General features: G+C 56.0%; 11 protein-coding genes. 4 read left to right on the forward strand and 7 right to left on the reverse strand.

Translation table 11 applies throughout. The annotated features are described in order from the left end of the window. Nucleotides 1-336 precede the first annotated feature (336 nt). Together ygfT and OQV00_RS11110 are read left to right on the forward strand one after the other, a co-directional pair. Complete coding sequence (ygfT, locus tag OQV00_RS11105; RefSeq protein ID WP_266280337.1) at nucleotides 337-2,277, forward strand: formate-dependent uric acid utilization protein YgfT; 1,941 nt, start codon at nucleotides 337-339, stop codon at nucleotides 2,275-2,277. Then, nucleotides 2,274-2,750: a 4Fe-4S dicluster domain-containing protein gene (locus tag OQV00_RS11110; RefSeq protein ID WP_004862847.1), complete on the forward strand. Its 477-nt coding sequence runs from the start codon at nucleotides 2,274-2,276 to the stop codon at nucleotides 2,748-2,750. Before ygfT ends, OQV00_RS11110 begins: the two co-directional genes overlap by 4 nt. A gap of 58 nt (nucleotides 2,751-2,808) precedes the next feature. On the opposite strand, the gene ssnA is transcribed toward OQV00_RS11110, so the two are convergent. From ssnA to OQV00_RS11125, 3 genes are all read right to left on the reverse strand, one after another. Next, complete coding sequence (gene ssnA, locus OQV00_RS11115; RefSeq protein ID WP_266280339.1) at nucleotides 2,809-4,143, reverse strand: putative aminohydrolase SsnA; 1,335 nt, start codon at nucleotides 4,141-4,143, stop codon at nucleotides 2,809-2,811. Then, nucleotides 4,140-7,244: a putative selenate reductase subunit YgfK gene (gene ygfK / locus OQV00_RS11120; RefSeq protein ID WP_266280341.1), complete on the reverse strand. Its 3,105-nt coding sequence runs from the start codon at nucleotides 7,242-7,244 to the stop codon at nucleotides 4,140-4,142. The genes ssnA and ygfK overlap by 4 nt, the downstream gene beginning before the upstream one ends. A gap of 278 nt (nucleotides 7,245-7,522) precedes the next feature. After that, the gene (locus tag OQV00_RS11125) at nucleotides 7,523-8,122 is read right to left on the reverse strand and encodes an NTP transferase domain-containing protein (RefSeq protein WP_004862839.1); all 600 of its coding nucleotides are present in this window, start codon (nucleotides 8,120-8,122) and stop codon (nucleotides 7,523-7,525) included. A 34-nt stretch (nucleotides 8,123-8,156) separates the two neighbouring features. On the opposite strand from OQV00_RS11125, the gene yqeC reads away from it, so the two are divergent. Both yqeC and yqeB read left to right on the forward strand, forming a co-directional pair. Next, on the forward strand, nucleotides 8,157-8,915 hold the full coding sequence (gene yqeC / locus OQV00_RS11130; RefSeq protein ID WP_004862837.1) for a selenium cofactor biosynthesis protein YqeC: 759 nt from the start codon (nucleotides 8,157-8,159) through the stop codon (nucleotides 8,913-8,915). Nucleotides 8,916-8,956: 41 nt separating this feature from the next. Beyond that, nucleotides 8,957-10,582 carry a selenium-dependent molybdenum cofactor biosynthesis protein YqeB gene (gene yqeB / locus OQV00_RS11135; protein WP_044349858.1) on the forward strand — a complete coding sequence of 542 codons (1,626 nt, stop codon included), beginning with the start codon at nucleotides 8,957-8,959 and terminating at the stop codon, nucleotides 10,580-10,582. An 86-nt stretch (nucleotides 10,583-10,668) separates the two neighbouring features. On the opposite strand, the gene arcC is transcribed toward yqeB, so the two are convergent. From arcC to dpaL, 4 genes are all read right to left on the reverse strand, one after another. Further along, on the reverse strand, nucleotides 10,669-11,601 hold the full coding sequence (gene arcC, locus OQV00_RS11140) for a carbamate kinase (RefSeq protein WP_004862832.1): 933 nt from the start codon (nucleotides 11,599-11,601) through the stop codon (nucleotides 10,669-10,671). Nucleotides 11,602-11,613: 12 nt separating this feature from the next. Then, nucleotides 11,614-13,020 carry a dihydropyrimidinase gene (gene hydA / locus OQV00_RS11145; RefSeq protein WP_004862828.1) on the reverse strand — a complete coding sequence of 469 codons (1,407 nt, stop codon included), beginning with the start codon at nucleotides 13,018-13,020 and terminating at the stop codon, nucleotides 11,614-11,616. A 51-nt stretch (nucleotides 13,021-13,071) separates the two neighbouring features. After that, nucleotides 13,072-14,283 (reverse strand): YgeY family selenium metabolism-linked hydrolase, encoded by a 1,212-nt coding sequence (locus OQV00_RS11150; protein WP_097358255.1) that lies wholly within the window; start codon nucleotides 14,281-14,283, stop codon nucleotides 13,072-13,074. Between the two features lie 62 nt (nucleotides 14,284-14,345). Beyond that, complete coding sequence (gene dpaL, locus OQV00_RS11155) at nucleotides 14,346-15,545, reverse strand: diaminopropionate ammonia-lyase (protein WP_004862823.1); 1,200 nt, start codon at nucleotides 15,543-15,545, stop codon at nucleotides 14,346-14,348. Between the last annotated feature and the right edge of the window lie 10 nt (nucleotides 15,546-15,555).

Genomic DNA, 15,555 nt, shown 5'->3' on the forward strand with positions numbered 1-15,555 from the left:
GAGGGGAATATGCTTAGGGAGTGCCAGTTTTTTGAATTTGAGGCAGAAAGTTGTCGAAATGAGTCGACTGTCACAGAACGCGCCTTTTACGCCGCGACAGGTCAGGATTAAACAACGGATGAGGAAGAGAAGGTTCTCATAATGATAGGAATGAAATCATTATGAATCGCCACATGATTCTGCGCGGCATTTCACTGGAGGTCCCCGGTCGGCGCTGGGAAGGGTGTTTCTTTGAGGCGCTTCTCAAAAATGAACCTGCTACGCGGCAGAACATAAAAAGCGCCTGATTATTGCATCGTGACCCTTGTCATTTTCATAATAATAAAAGGGACGCAAATGAATAGATTTATCGTTGCCGATGCCGCCAGCTGCATTGGCTGCCATGCCTGTGAGATAGCCTGCGTGACTGCGCATCATCAGGATGTCTGGCCGCAGCAGCGTCGTCATTTTCTTCCACGCATCCACATTGTCTTCCACCGTAATGAGAGTCGTGCCGCTACCTGTCATCACTGTAACGATGCGCCCTGCGTAACCTCATGCCCGACGCAGGCGCTCTATTTGGCTAATGACAGTATTCAGCTCCAACAGGCGCAGTGCATCGGCTGTAAAAACTGTGTGATAGCCTGCCCGTTTGGCGCCATCGAAATGACCTCGGCGGCAGCGGATGCGCCGCAGCTGGCGCAGAAGTGCGATTTGTGCAGCGAACATGCCTCGGGTCAGCAGGCCTGCGTGGCAGCCTGCCCGACCCAGGCGTTGACGCTGATGGATGAGGCCGGTATCAACCGGCTGCGCCGCGAACGACAGATTCGTGCGGCCCAGGGGCTGGCGGTGCAGCCTCGTCAGAGGACGCGACGCGAAGCGTTCCTCGATAAATTACCGCGCGTCGGGGCGAAGAAGATCGCTGCCGAAACGCGAAAGACCCATTTTGCCGAAATCTACCACGGGCTTGCGGCCTGCGATGCGGAATACGAAAGTGAACGCTGCCTCTATTGCGCCCAGAAAGCCTGGTGCAACTGGACCTGTCCGCTGCATAACCACATTCCGGATTTTATTCGCCTTGTCAATAAGGGCAATGTCATCGAAGCGGCGGAGCTGTGTCATCAAAGCAGCTCTTTGCCGGAAATTTGCGGCCGGGTTTGTCCGCAGGATCGTCTATGCGAGGGGGCCTGCACACTGAAAAATGAAGGCGGCTCGGTCACCATTGGCAACCTTGAGCGTTATATCACCGACAGTGCGCTGGCGATGGGCTGGCGACCGAGCGTGGGGCATGTCGTGCCGCGTAAGGAGCGGGTGGCGGTCATTGGCGCCGGTCCGGCAGGCCTGGGCTGCGCTGATATTCTGGCACGCGCGGGGGTACAGGTGGAAGTGTTCGACAGGCATCCTGAAATCGGCGGCCTACTCACCTTTGGTATACCGCCCTTCAAGCTCGATAAAAGCATCCTGCGGGTCAGAAGGGAGATCTTCAGTGAGATGGGGATTACTTTTCACCTTAATCATGAAGTGGGGCGCGATGTGGCGTTCAACGACCTGGTTGCCGGTTATGACGCCGTTTTTCTTGGCGTGGGTACCTACGGCCTGATGGCGGCGGGACTGGAAGGGGAAGACGCAGCGGGCGTGATTCAGGCGCTGCCGTTTTTGATTGCCAGCACGCGTGAAGTGATGGGGCTTGAGGAGAGTCCGGAATATCCGCTGACCGAGATTAAAGGTAAACGTGTAGTGGTGCTCGGGGGCGGCGATACGGCGATGGACTGCCTGCGTACGGCGGTCCGTCGCGGCGCAGCCAGCGTAACCTGCGCCTACCGGCGGGATGAACTGAGCATGCCGGGTTCGAAAAAAGAGGTGGTGAACGCTCGTGAAGAAGGGGTGGCGTTTCAGTTCAACGTTCAGCCGCAGTATATTCTGCGTAACCGCAAAGGCCAGGTCAGCGCGGTTGGGATGATCCGCACCGAAATGGGTGAACCCGGCGCGGACGGGCGTCGTCGTCCGCAGCCGCTTGTCGGCTCAGAGTTTGAGCTCCCGGCCGATGTGCTGATCATGGCGTTTGGCTTCCAGGCACATGATATGCCCTGGTTACGCGGGCACGGGATCCAACTTGATCGCTGGGGGCAGATTCGTACCGGTGGTAAAGGTCGCGGCACGACGCAAACCGACAATGACAAAATTTTTGCCGGCGGGGATGCGGTGCATGGCGCCGATTTGGTGGTTACAGCGATGGTGGCCGGGCGCCAGGCGGCTCACGAGATGCTGGATCTGTTCAGGAACAAGGAGGGGATATGACCAGCTTTATCGTCGCCAGTCCACAGGCCTGCATTGGCTGCCGGACCTGTGAAGTCGCCTGCGCCCTGTCGCATGTAGCTGAAGGGGCGGAGTTTCATCCGCGCCTGAAGGTGATGCGTCTCGCTAATCTCAGCGTACCGGTGATGTGTCATCAATGTGAAAACGCGCCCTGCGTGTCTGCCTGTCCGGTTGGCGCGTTAACGATGGGAACCGAGCGGGTTGAAGCCGATGCCGCACGTTGTATCGGCTGCCAGGGGTGCGTGGTAGCCTGTCCTTTTGGGGCAATAACGATTGTGGCCACGGCGGCACATCCGCCGGTGGTGGTGAAGTGCGATCTGTGCGTGGCGCGTGAACAGGGGCCCGCCTGCGTTGATGTTTGCCCGACGGCTGCGCTCAGGGTGATGAGCGCTGAGGCGCTGGCGGCGTTGCAAAAACAGCGTAACGTCGCCACCGCCAGTCTGCTGACGCTGTAGATTTGCTGCAAAAAAAGAACCCGGTGCAGAGACCGGGTTCTTTTTCCTGCCAGAGGCGTCAGGCCAGGGCATCCATTCGCTTCCACATCTTCGCTGCAACCTTTCTGGCTTCGGCAAACACCGGTTCGCAGTCAAAGGTAAACTGACGGTCCTCGTAAACCATGACCCCGTTGACCATGACGCTATGCACGTTGCTGCTCCCCATCCCGAAGGCAATGTGGCCGGCAATATTTTCAGCGATAAACGGTGTGGGCGAGGCGTAATCGCTGATGGTCAGGTCGGCCTTGTAACCGGCTTCAACACGACCAAACTGTGCATTAAAGTTACGACTGAGCAGTTCGTTACCATTGCTCAATGCACGGGCAAAGCTATCCGGCCACAGCGGCCCGCCGGCATCACGGTGCTTGAAGAAGGCAAACTTAAGCTCCTCAAACATATCAGAACCTATACCGTCGGTTCCGAGCGCCAGGTTACGGAACGCCGCCAGACGCTGGTTATAGCCCACATGATTGTTCATGTTAGAACGGGCATTATGTACCAGGAACCCGTCATGCGCATTCAGCAGCTCAATATCCCTGACCGAAAGATACAGCCCGTGGGCGATCAGCGTTTTGCTGTCGAGCAGATCGAAATCAGCCAGCCTGACCAGCAGGTCTTTTGCATAATGATGGTGGCTATGGGAGACATCGTAGCGGTCTTCCGCGGCGTGAATATGCAGCCCGCGGCCGGTTGTCTTCAGGGCCTCGGAGAGCATACTCAGGCCCTCATCCGGGACAGTGAACGGCGCGTGAGCGCCGATATGGGCCTCCACCAGATACGGGGTATCGCCTTTTTCCTTTGCGCTATCTATTTCGCGAGCAAAGCGAATGTTTTCCTCAACGCCAGCCCGTAACTCTCTGACGCCACCGTTGCGATCCGTGGTTTCGAAGCAGGTCATTCCGCGTAGCCCCACCTTCAGAAAGGCCTGACGCAGTTGACTAAGCGACCCGGCAATATAATCCGGAGAGGCGTGGTGGTCGATAACCGCGGTACAGCCGCAGCGAATGGCCTCCAGCGAGCAGATGAGTCCGCTGTAGTACAGCGACTCTTCATCCAGCGCCCGGTCGAGCCGCCACCACAGGTTTTTCAGCGTCGAGATAAAGTCCGGACAGGGGGCGATGTTGGCCTGGATACCGCGTGATAAGCCGGAATAGAAATGGTTGTGGGAACATACGTTGCCAGGCATGACCAGGCGGCCCCGCATCTCTTTGATGCTGGCCTGCGGATAGCGCCGACACTGGTCCGCACCAACATCGATAATCGTCTCATTTTCGATAACGATATCGACATTTTCCACGACTTTTGCCGGGTAAAGTTGCACGACAGTCGCATTTTTTAGAATCAGGATACTCATACTTCGACGCCTCCCAGCAGATAGCGATGGTGGAGATGAACATGGCTGATAATGCGGCACATGTCGGTAAGAGGTGGCGGTACGTCGTTAAGCTGACCGCGTTCGTCGATATTCAGCAGCCAGATCCGATCGTTTTGTCGTACGTGAACCTGGTTCGCTTCGACAAGAAAACCCGGGTTGGTGCTGTTGCCGAAATCCTCGGCCAGGCTAAAGATGGTGATTTTGTCTTTGTATGGTTTGCCCTGCCACGGGCAGAACTGGGCGCAGTTACCGCATTCGTTGCAGAAGGCGTCAAGGTGCAAGGTCTGGTAGCGATTCTGGAACCCGGGTACGGCGATTGAGACGTTGGCGCGGTTTGGACAGACATCCACGCACTTGCTGCAGATGTAGTTGCACTCAAGGCAACGGGAGGCCTCCTGGGCCACGAATGCATCGCGATCGTCTTTGTTTACCCTTGCCACGGCAATGGTTCCTTTACGGCGGTAGACTTCCGCCGGATTGACGTTATTCCAGCGTTTATCACCATGGTGACTGAGGATATTCTCGCGGGCCAGAATCGTATCCGTGGCCCGGCGGGCATTGCCGATTGCGGAAACAATGGAAGAGGGGCCGCGCTGCACATCGCCGATCAGGAAGACGTTGGCCTTACCGGTTTCCCCATTGAGATCGACAACCGGCCAGTCATGTTCATTGAGCGGAATACCCATCGCCGCGAGGGCATCGTGATCCTGCTGCTCGCCGATGGCGGTTATCAGGGTATCGACCTGCAGCGTGCAGGTCTCGGCGGTTTGTACCGGGCGGCGGCGGCCCTTTTCATCGGCTTCGCCGAGAGTCATAACGCGCAGCGTCAAGGTGCCATCGGCGTTAAACTCTTCCGGGTTGTTCAGAAAACGGAACTGAACGCCATCAGCAACGGCTTCTTCATACTCCTCACGCCACGCCGGCATCTCCTGTTGTGAACGGCGATAAACGATGGTGGCCTTCTCCACGCCGGGGACGCGCAGGGCCGCGCGGGCGCAGTCCATTGCGGTATTGCCTGCACCAATAATAGCCACATGTTTCCCCAGCTTCAGGTTGTCGCCGCGGTTATACTCCCGCAAAAACTGTAGTGATTTTAGTACGTTAAGGTTATCACCGCGTAGCGGGACGCCGCTGTTCTTATCGGTACCGGTTCCCACCAGAACGTAGTGAAATCCTTCCTGCTGCAGCTTTTCAACGCTCAGATGCGGATCGCAGCCGTAAACCAGATTCACCCCATGCCGGGTCACGAAATCAATATCATGTTCGATCAGCTCTGCGGGAATACGGAATTGTGGGATGATATTGCGTACCACGCCACCAGCGTTGGCTTCGCGCTCAAAAAGCGTCACCGGATGCCCGGCGCGGGCGAGAAAATACCCGGCGGCCAGTCCTGCCGGACCTGCGCCAATCACGGCTACCGGATGTCTGGTGCCGGAACCTGCGGGTTTATGCCAGCGCTGCTGGTATTCATCCCAGCCTTTCTCAAGGGCGATTTTTTTCAATTCACGAATGTTAAGCGCGCTGTCGTAGTCCAGGCGAGTACAGTTGTACTGACACTGATGATCGCAGATATGACCGGTAATGGCCGGTAGGGCATTGCGCTGGTAAATCAGCTCCAGCGCGTCGGCATAACGCTGTTCGCCCATCAGACGAATATATTCCGGGATATCCTGCTTAATGGCGCAGGCGGTAACGCAGGGGGCGACGTAGCAGTCGGTGAGGGGCAGTTTCTCGCCGACATCAATACGGTCATCGGGTTTCCAGTGTTTCTGGGTGTACGCCATGCTGACGGCTTTTTCTGCCAGCGCATTCAATCTTGCGACGTCCACCCGGGTCATCTTCCAGCCGTCAGACTGCTCAAGTTCGCGCATACATTCGCTAAGCCGCAGGTAGCCTCCCGGTTTCAGTAGGTCCGTCGCCATGGTGATTGGATGTATTCCTGTTGCAAAAATTTCGCGAATATTGAGCTGGCTGGCGCCTCCGGAATAGGAGATTGGCAGCTTGCCGTCAAAAGCGCGGGAAAGAAGAGCGGCAACATTGATGGACAGCGGGAACAGCGCGCGACCGGACATATACATCTCATCTCCCGGCAGCGCACCTTTGTTGTTGACGGTGCCGAGGGTATTGGTGAGCTTCACACCGAAGCCGAGATGTCTCTCTTTTGCCAGTTGCATCAGGCGTTCCAGCATTTCTAATGCCCGATCGATTTTCAGATCGTGGTCAAAGGACTCTTCATTGAGGGCGATATAGCCGAAGCCGCAGGTATCAAGAATTTCGCGTACCCGCGAATAGCCGAGAAGCGTCGGGTTGAGTTTGACGAAGGTATTGAGGTTTTTCTCTTCCAGCATATAGCGACAAATGGCTTCAATTTCGTCCGGCGGACAGCCATGCATCGTCGACAGCGTCACGCCGTGTACCAGGGTGGCGGGGATCCGGTGTGCCAGCGTGTCGAGCCGTGGACGGATATCATCGAACCGAAAGCGGAGAAGGAACTTGTCGTCATGCAGCCAGCGGTCGAGAATATCGCGATAGCGGGAAAATTCGGGTTGCTTGCTGGCGTTCATCATGCAGCTGATGAACTGCTGCATCGGCGGCTGCTTGATACCGTCCAGGTTATAACCCACGCTCATATTGAAAATAAATGATTTGCCGCCCTTCATCGGCGTGAGCGGGAAAATCTCTTCCAGCAGGTGCAGAATAAACCAGGCTTTCAGGTACTCATCAGCAGCCTTTTTCAAGGTAAATTCGGTCGACCATTCAGTATTAAAACATTCATCTTCGGCGTCGATACACGGTTTTTCCAGCTCAAGCCGATCGAGGATCTGCACGGTTTTCAGTTCGATAAACCGACCGCCGGTTAACCAGGAGGTGATAATATTTTGCGCCAGCTGGGTATGCGGTCCGGCGGCAGGTCCAACCGGGGTTGCACAACTCTCGCCGAACACGGTGAGTCGATTTGGGTTTGCCGGCGAGTAAAATTGCTGTTCAGGAATACCAAATATCGAGCGATGGTTTTGGTATTCATCAAAGATACGCGTCAATAATGCCTCAAACGGGACGGGACGCATGATATCTCCCATAACCCTCTCCTTAGATTAATCGGTGAACGAATATTATCGGGAAAGCGATCTTTCCGACGAATTGGGAGAGGTGGAGCAACAATCACACCAGTTATTTAGCCATTAAGCTAAGCGGGTGCGAATCTGTGAGAGAGATCTAAAGTTAACGACGCTTTATGAAATACATCACGTTATGCTAATGCGAATTAAAATCACTCACCAAAATGAACTGTGTTTATTTCTCAAAATCAACGCTTATCTATCACAATGATAATTTACGTTATCGCGATAAGCGCGCCTCATGAGGTGCGATGGCATCGCGACGAGAAACGCGGGCTATTCTGCAGGCGAATAAAATCGGCAGGGGTATCAATATCAAAAATAATTTCCGGATATTCCAGTTCCAGTCGTTGATGCCGACCGCTGAGCAGAGCTTTGCGGACAGATGAACCGTCAGATCGGTTCAGCCGCTGTTGCAAATAGCGGCTGGCAACGAGGATGGGATGGCCCGGTATTCCTTGATAATGCGGAAGGAGCGAACCGTTATAGCGCAACGGCCACATGGTGCGGAACACATCAGCCGTGATACAAGGCAGATCGCCGTGGGTGATAAAGCAGTATTCGCTTGTCACGGCACGGGCCCCGCAAATCACGGATGAGAACAACCCATGTTGATAATCCGCATTATGGGCCAGCGTTATCCTGGGATTGTTGCTATACCGTGTCTGCAGTTCCTGCGCGTGAAAACCCGTCACCAGAATAATACGTGAGCAAAATTGCAGGGCATTTTTAATACTTGCATCAAGTATTGTTCCCTCTTGCCAGGGTAACATCATTTTCCATTGCCCCATTCGGGAGGACAACCCGGCGGCGGTAATAATGCAGTCGATCGGCTTCATAGCTCTCTTTAAATAATGGAAATGAACCTGATTAATGGAAAATATACCGCAAGATGACGCCTTGTTTTGTGATTTGGGTGCGTCTGCCAGCCCGTTACTTATTTCCACCGTCGGCGCTGGCGGCAAAACCAGTACGTTGTTGTGGCTGGCTGAATTATTTGTCCGGGCCGGACGACGGGTCCTGTTGACCACCACCACGCATATGTATCTACCGGCGCAGATGCCGGTTGTTATCTGTCGCGATCCGCGGCGGCTGTCGCCAGTCGTCTGGCAACAGCCGCTGCTGGCCTGTTTTTCCGCATGGCTGCCGCAGGCTGGAAAAGTAAAGGGTTTTACCGGCGAGCAACTCGATGGACTGGTGGCGCAGGCTGACGTCGACGTGGTGCTGGTAGAAGCCGACGGCGCTCACGGTTTTGCACTCAAAGCGCCAAACGAGCATGAACCTTGCATCCCTGATTCAAGTCGCTGCGTCATTGCCGTGACGGGAGGCGGGTTGATTGGGCAATGTATTGGTCCTGGGACGGTTCATCGCTGGCCCTTTTTTTCCCGAATAACCGCCGCCGTACCGGGTGACAGGCTGAGCTGGCCGATGCTGCATCGTTTCATTCAGCATCCTGAAGGGGCCTTTAAAGATACGCCGACGGGTGTCCGGCGCATCTGGTTACTTAATCAGCTTTCTCAAAATGATAATTTGCTGACAGCCGACCTGCTGACCGATGGCGATGTTGATGCCATCTGGGCGGGATCCGTTCAGGCGCGTCCGGCAATCACGCGCAGACGAGTGAGAGAGTGAGATCCACTCTGGGGTGAAAAGGGATAGCCATCGAGGTTGTTATGAATATTTTCTCAGAAGCTGCAAGACTCGAAGAACAGAATCGCCCGTTTGCGCTGGCGCAGATTGTTGACAGCAGAGGCTCAACGCCCAGGCACTCGGCGCAGATGTTGATCCGCGCTGACGGGACCATTGCGGGAACTATAGGCGGCGGGATGGTGGAGCGAAAAGTGATTGATGAGGCACTGGTGGCGCTGGGTGAGAAGGCGTCGCGAATGTTTCACGGCAGGATGGCGCGCAACGGGGCCGATGCCGTTGGCTCTGACTGCGGAGGCGCGATGTCGGTTTATATCAGCGTGCATGGCCTGCGGCCGCGCCTGGTGCTGATTGGCGGCGGACACGTCAACCGCGCAATTGCGCAAATTGCGGCGCTGGTGGGGTTCGAAATCGCCGTTGCCGATATCTATCGGGAGAGCCTCAATCCTGATTTTTTCCCTCCGTCGACCCAGCTGCTGCATGCCGAAACCTTTGGTTCCGCGTTAGAAAAGCTGGACATTCGCCCGGACAACTTTGTTCTCATCGCCACCAACAATAAAGATCGCGAAGCGCTGGATCGGCTGATTACCCAGCCAGTGGCCTGGCTTGGTCTGTTGGCCAGCCGCCGTAAGGTTCAGGTTTTTTTACGTCAACTGCGTGAAAACGGGGTTGCGGAAGAACACATTGCGCGTCTGCATGCGCCGGTGGGCTATAACATTGGCGCAGAGACGCCAAACGAGATTGCTATCAGCGTCCTGGCGGAGATCCTGCAGGTGAAAAATCAGGCCGCTGGTGGCCTGATGATGGCGGTGGATCATCCCTCACAGCATCTGCGGGTCGTGATTCGCGGTGCCGGAGATATTGCTACCGGGGTGGCGCTGCGGCTCTGGCATGCCGGATTTAAGGTGATCATGCTCGAGGTTGAAAAACCGACGGCGATCCGCCGCAGCGTGGCCTTTGCCCAGGCGATATTCGACGGTGAGGTGACGGTAGAGGGCGTTGTCGCCCGGCGCGCAGCGTCGGTACATGAGGCTATTCGTATCGTCGAAAATGGGGCCATCCCGCTTCTGGTCGATCCAGTGTGCCACTCCCTACACGACCTGAGGCCCGCCTGCGTGGTGGATGCGATTCTGGCGAAGGAAAACTTCGGTACTCATTGCGGGCTGGCACCGGCGGTGATCGCGCTTGGCCCCGGTTTCTGTGCCGGAAAAGATTGCCACGCGGTAATTGAAACCCATCGGGGCCACTGGTTAGGTCAGGTGATTTACCACGGCTGCGCTCAGGCAAATACCGGGATCCCGGGCAATATTCAGGGCCACACGTCGCTGAGGGTAATCCGCGCTCCGGTGGCCGGCGTGCTACAGGGGCGGGTGCGGCTGGGAGATATTGTCAACGAAGGGGAGACGATCGCCACCATCGGTGACCGGGAGATTCTGGCCCCGCTGGGCGGGATGGTGCGTGGGTTATTAAACGATGGCCTGGTGGTTAACAGCGGTTTCAAAATCGGTGATATCGATCCGCGCGGCGCAGACGCCGATTATACCAGCGTATCGGATAAGGCCAGGGCGATTGGCGGTGGCGTGCTTGAAGCGCTAATGACGCTAATGCATCGAGGCGTTAAGGCGAAAGAAGCGGTGTTAACGGTCGCCTGAGCCTGATATCCCGTGGGCTGGTCCTGTAAAAATCGCCCGGAACATCACCGGGCGTATCGAGGGTTACTGGTTTTCTCAGACCTTGTTTAACCCGCTATCACGGTTCCGGTTTTGCCTTCAATTCCTTCTTGAGCCTTGCTCAGAACCGTAATCAGTGCTTGACGTCCGGGACGGGAACGCGCGAACGAGGCAGCAGCCTCGACTTTCGGTAACATCGAACCTTTCGCGAAATGGCCTTCGCGAATATAGCGTTCGGCATCGCTGAGCGTGAGCCTGTCCAGCCACTGCTCATCCGCTTTGCCGAAGTTGATGGCGACTTTCTCCACCGCCGTCAGGATAATCAGCATATCGGCGTCAATCATCGCTGCCAGTTTCGCGCTGGCCCAGTCTTTATCAATCACCGCGCTGGCACCCCGCAGGTGGTGGCCTTCACGAATGACGGGGATACCGCCGCCGCCTACGGTAATCACCACATGACCCGCTTCCATCATCGCTTTCACCGTCTCTTTTTCGATGATATCCACCGGTTGTGGCGATGCGACAACGCGGCGGTAGCCGCGGCCGGCATCCTCTTTCATGGTGTACCCCTGGCGGGTCAGCTGCCTGGCGTCTTCTTCGCTAAAAAAGGAGCCGATAGGTTTGGTTGGATGTTTAAATGCGGGGTCGTTGGCGTCCACTTCGACCTGGGTAATCAGCGTTGCCACGGGCACGGTCATTCCTCGGGAAAGGAGTGCTTCACGGAGTGCGTTTTGTAAGTCGTAGCCAATGTAGCCCTGGCTCAGGGCGACGCAGACCGACATTGGCAGCATGGGCGTGTGCGCTTCCGTTTTAGCGGCGGCTTCAAAAGCGAGGTTAATCATCCCCACCTGCGGACCATTTCCGTGAGTCACCACCACCTGGTGTCCCTGCGCAATCAGGTCAACGATGGCCTGCGCGGTTTGTTTAACGGCCTGCATTTGCCCGGCCAGGTCGTCCCCTAAGGCATTTCCGCCAAGGGCGAGAACAATTTTCTTACTCATTCATTCCTCACTTTAGGGTGCATTTCCGCTTACGGGAGCGTTAGCGATTGAAAAGGGATGGCGGCGCAGGAAACGCCCCTGGCCTGCGGTGCCGGTAAAGTGACCGTTATCGAAGATCACTCTGCCGTGAGACAAGGTCTGGCGAATAGCGCCCTGACAGATAAACCCCTCCCACGGGGAATAGTCAGCGTTGTCATGCAGCATTTCATGACGAATGGTGGTAGTCCGACGCGGATCGATGATCGCCACATCGCCATCGGCGCCGGGTGCCAGCAGCCCTTTTTTCGGCCACAGACCGAACAGTTTTGCCGGCGTCGCGCTGGTGAGAGCCACGAAACGTTCCGCCGAAATGCGTCCGGTCATCACCCCGTGGGAGAACAGGAGCAGCAAACGATTTTCGACTCCCGGCAGACCGTTTGGACAGCGGCTGAAATCGCCACCGGAAAGCTGCTGGCGTTGGGCCATGGAGAAAGCACAGTGATCGGTGGCGACAACATCAATCGCGCCATCGCTGATGCCGCACCACAGGGCATCGTTATGCCGGGCATTACGCAGAGGTGGACTGAGCAGAAACTGCAGGGCATCTTCACGCTCATAGCAGCGTTCGTCGAGCAGCAGATACTGTGGGCAGGTTTCTACCCATACCGGCTGATGGCGGGCCTGGGCGAGACGTAGATAGTCCAGACCCAGACTATTGGAGAGATGCACAATGTATAGCGGTGCGTTGCCGGCAAGCTGTGCCAGATTGATCATCCGCGCGATGGCTTCGGCTTCGCACTCAAACGGGCGACTTAAAGCGTGATAGCGCGGGGCGGTCTTACCGGCGGCAAGAAACTCAGCGCGCTTTTGCGCTATAGCGGCATCATTTTCCGGATGTACGGTCGTTAATGCCCCGGCACGCTGTAGATGACGCATCGCCTGCAGCACCTCGTCATCATTGAGTTTGTACTGGTAGGTCAGGTAGAGCTTAAAGCTACTGATCCCCGCCTCGACCATCATCGGGATCTCATCAAGAATCGCGTGATTTATATGCTGGATAACGCCATGAAAACTGTAGTCAATCACCGCTTTATAAGCGGCATATCCGTGGTAGGCCTCCAGCTGGTGGCGTAACCGACAGCCGGCAGGGCCAAAGCCCATATGATCGATGATGGTTGTTGTACCGCCACACGCGGCGGCGCGGGTACCGGTAAAAAAATCATCACAGCTGCGGGCGAGTCCGGTATCAATATTAAAGTGGGTATGAACATCGATGCCGCCGGGCATCACGTAGCAACCTTCGGCATCAATAGTGTCGCAAGGTTGGTCAGGCGTTATCTGGGGGGCCAGGCGGCTGACCAGACCGTTTTCAATGAGCAGATCCTGTTTAGCCCGGCCGTCGGCATTGACGACGATGCCATTTTTAATCAGTACGCGCATAAACACTCCAGACTCCCGTCGCGAAGCGACGGGAGGGGTTGCAGTCAATGATTATTCAGTGGCCAGCCAGCTAAGCGGAATGGCGGCATACATCGCGGCACAGGTCACCAGATGGGATTTCCAGGTCTTCTCATTAGGCGCATGGGCTTCCGGTTCTTTACCTGGCCCAAAACCGATGACCGGAATGCCGTGACGGCCCATGATGGAGACGCCGTTGGTCGAGAAGGTCCATTTATCAACGACCGGCGCTTTACCAAACAGCCCTTCATAGGCATTGCTTAGCGCACGGACGGTGAAGTGGTTTTCTTCCACTTTCCAGGTCGGGAAATAGCACTCGGTCGGGTAGACCAGCCCGGTCCAGGACGGACGGTCATAGTTATACATCGACACCACCGCGCCGGCATTTTGTACGGCGGACAGGGCGCGAATTTCAGCCAGAGCGCCTTCCCAGGTTTCCCCCCAGGTCAGGCGCCGGTCGATGGAGACGGCGCAGCTGTCGGCAACGGCGCAGCGGCTTGGCGAGGTGAAGAAAATTTCGGAAACGGTCAGGGTGCCTTTGCCCAGGAACTCATCATTGCCCAGTTTGTGCGAGAGCTCCTGCAGTTCATTGAGGATTGGTCCCATTTTGAAAATCGCGTTATCGCCGCGTTCCGGCGCGGAACCGTGGCAACTGATGCCCTGGACATCAACGCGAATTTCCATACGCCCGCGCTGACCGCGGTAGATCTGACAATCCGTTGGTTCGGTGCTGACAACAAACTCCGGGCGAATACCTGACTGCTCGATGATGTACTGCCAGCACAGCCCATCGCAATCTTCTTCCTGAACGGTGCCGGTGACCAGCAGGGTGTACTCATCTTCCAGTCCGAGGTCTTTGATAATTTTACCGGCGTAGACCATGGAGGCCATTCCCCCCTCCTGGTCAGACGTTCCACGACCGCCGATTAACTCATCGGTCTCCATGCCTTCATAGGGATCGAAATTCCAGTTCTTGATGTTGCCGATGCCGACGGTATCGATATGTGCGTCCATCGCGACGAGGCGCGGGCCATGGCCGATATAACCAAGAACGTTGCCCATCGGGTCGATGACCACTTTGTCGAAGCCGACCTTTTCCATCTCTTCTTTAATGCGATGGACAACGCGTTTTTCATCACAGCTTTCGCTAGGTATTGCCACCATGTCCCGTAGAAAACGGGTCATGTCCTGCTGGTAGTGGTTTGCTTTTTCAAGAATAAGTTTGAAGGGAATGTGCTTGGCCATGAATCAGTTCTCCAGTTTTTGTTTCCCGCTCAGCGGGATGAATTTGTCAGTGTTCTGAGGAATTATTGGGCTGCCGGATATTTACCTTCCCAGACGACTTCCCGGTAGTGCTCCACATCGGTATCGCCTTCAGTACTGATAACCAGCACCACGGAGCGGCTATCCAGTCCGAGCTTATTCATCAGCGCTTCGCGCTGTGGATGGAAATGTACGGCGGAGAGAATGCCCAGACCGACAGCGCCAGACTCTCCGGAAATCACCCGCGGATCGGTACCGAGAGGATTACCCAGTACGCGCATCCCGAGCGCGGCTACGGCATCCTGACAGGAGATAAACTGGGTGGCGCAGTTGCGCAGAATGTCCCAGCCCAGCGGATTGGGTTCGCCGCAGGCCAGGCCTGCCATAATCGTGGCCATGCTGCCGCCAACGTTGACGATTTGACCTTTGACGCCTGAACGGTAGAGACAATCCGCCAGCTCTGGCTCAACGATAACCGAATGCAGATCGCGTGCGCCGAAGACGTCCACCAGATAACCGAGCACGCCGCCGGCCATCGCGCCGACGCCAGCCTGCAGGAAAACGTGGGTCGGACGAGCAATGCCCATTGCCGCCATCTGCTCTACCGCTTCATCGGCGAGGGTGGCGTAACCTTGCATAATCCAGGTCGGGATTTTGGTATAACCTTCCCAGGCGGTGTCTTGTACCACTTCCCAGCCGTTTTGCCGGGCGGTTTGCATCGTGAAGCGTACGGTATCGTCATAGTTCATCTCGGTGACGATACACCTGGCGCCAAGCCGCAGGATGGCATCAACGCGCTCCTGGGCAGAACCTTTGGGCATATAGATGACGGCATTCTGTCCCAGCTGCTGTGCCGCCCACGCCACGCCGCGTCCGTGGTTACCGTCGGTGGTGGTGGCAAAGGTCATCTTTTCTTTGATGCTGGATTTGAAGGTTGCGAAGGAAAATGCGTTGATATCCAGGTGATATTTTTCGCACAGCAGCTGTGCGATAGCGTAGGCGCCGCCCAGCATTTTGAATGCGTTCAGACCGAAACGCTGCGACTCGTCTTTGACCAGAATCGTACTTACGCCGAACAGAGCAGCCAGCGATTTGAGGGCATACAGCGGCGTCGGTTTATATCCGACGATTTTTTGATGAAAATGTCGTGCCTGTTGCGCCTGCTGGCGCGAAAACAGCGGGGATGTTTCGCCGGTAAAAAAACGGTTTTCGGCAATATCCATTTTCAGTGAGAAAGCAGACATACTCTGTCCT

This window comes from Klebsiella sp. DY2415 (assembly GCF_026314315.1).
Lineage (GTDB): Bacteria > Pseudomonadota > Gammaproteobacteria > Enterobacterales > Enterobacteriaceae > Klebsiella > Klebsiella ornithinolytica.

Coding starts and splice junctions, on each gene's coding strand:
- ygfT (WP_266280337.1), top strand. CDS start 337: ATGAATAGATTTATCGTTGCCGATGCCGCCAGCTGCATTGGCTGCCAT.
- OQV00_RS11110 (WP_004862847.1), top strand. CDS start 2,274: ATGACCAGCTTTATCGTCGCCAGTCCACAGGCCTGCATTGGCTGCCGG.
- ssnA (WP_266280339.1), bottom strand. CDS start 4,143: ATGAGTATCCTGATTCTAAAAAATGCGACTGTCGTGCAACTTTACCCG.
- ygfK (WP_266280341.1), bottom strand. CDS start 7,244: ATGGGAGATATCATGCGTCCCGTCCCGTTTGAGGCATTATTGACGCGT.
- OQV00_RS11125 (WP_004862839.1), bottom strand. CDS start 8,122: ATGAAGCCGATCGACTGCATTATTACCGCCGCCGGGTTGTCCTCCCGA.
- yqeC (WP_004862837.1), top strand. CDS start 8,157: ATGGAAAATATACCGCAAGATGACGCCTTGTTTTGTGATTTGGGTGCG.
- yqeB (WP_044349858.1), top strand. CDS start 8,957: ATGAATATTTTCTCAGAAGCTGCAAGACTCGAAGAACAGAATCGCCCG.
- arcC (WP_004862832.1), bottom strand. CDS start 11,601: ATGAGTAAGAAAATTGTTCTCGCCCTTGGCGGAAATGCCTTAGGGGAC.
- hydA (WP_004862828.1), bottom strand. CDS start 13,020: ATGCGCGTACTGATTAAAAATGGCATCGTCGTCAATGCCGACGGCCGG.
- OQV00_RS11150 (WP_097358255.1), bottom strand. CDS start 14,283: ATGGCCAAGCACATTCCCTTCAAACTTATTCTTGAAAAAGCAAACCAC.
- dpaL (WP_004862823.1), bottom strand. CDS start 15,545: ATGTCTGCTTTCTCACTGAAAATGGATATTGCCGAAAACCGTTTTTTT.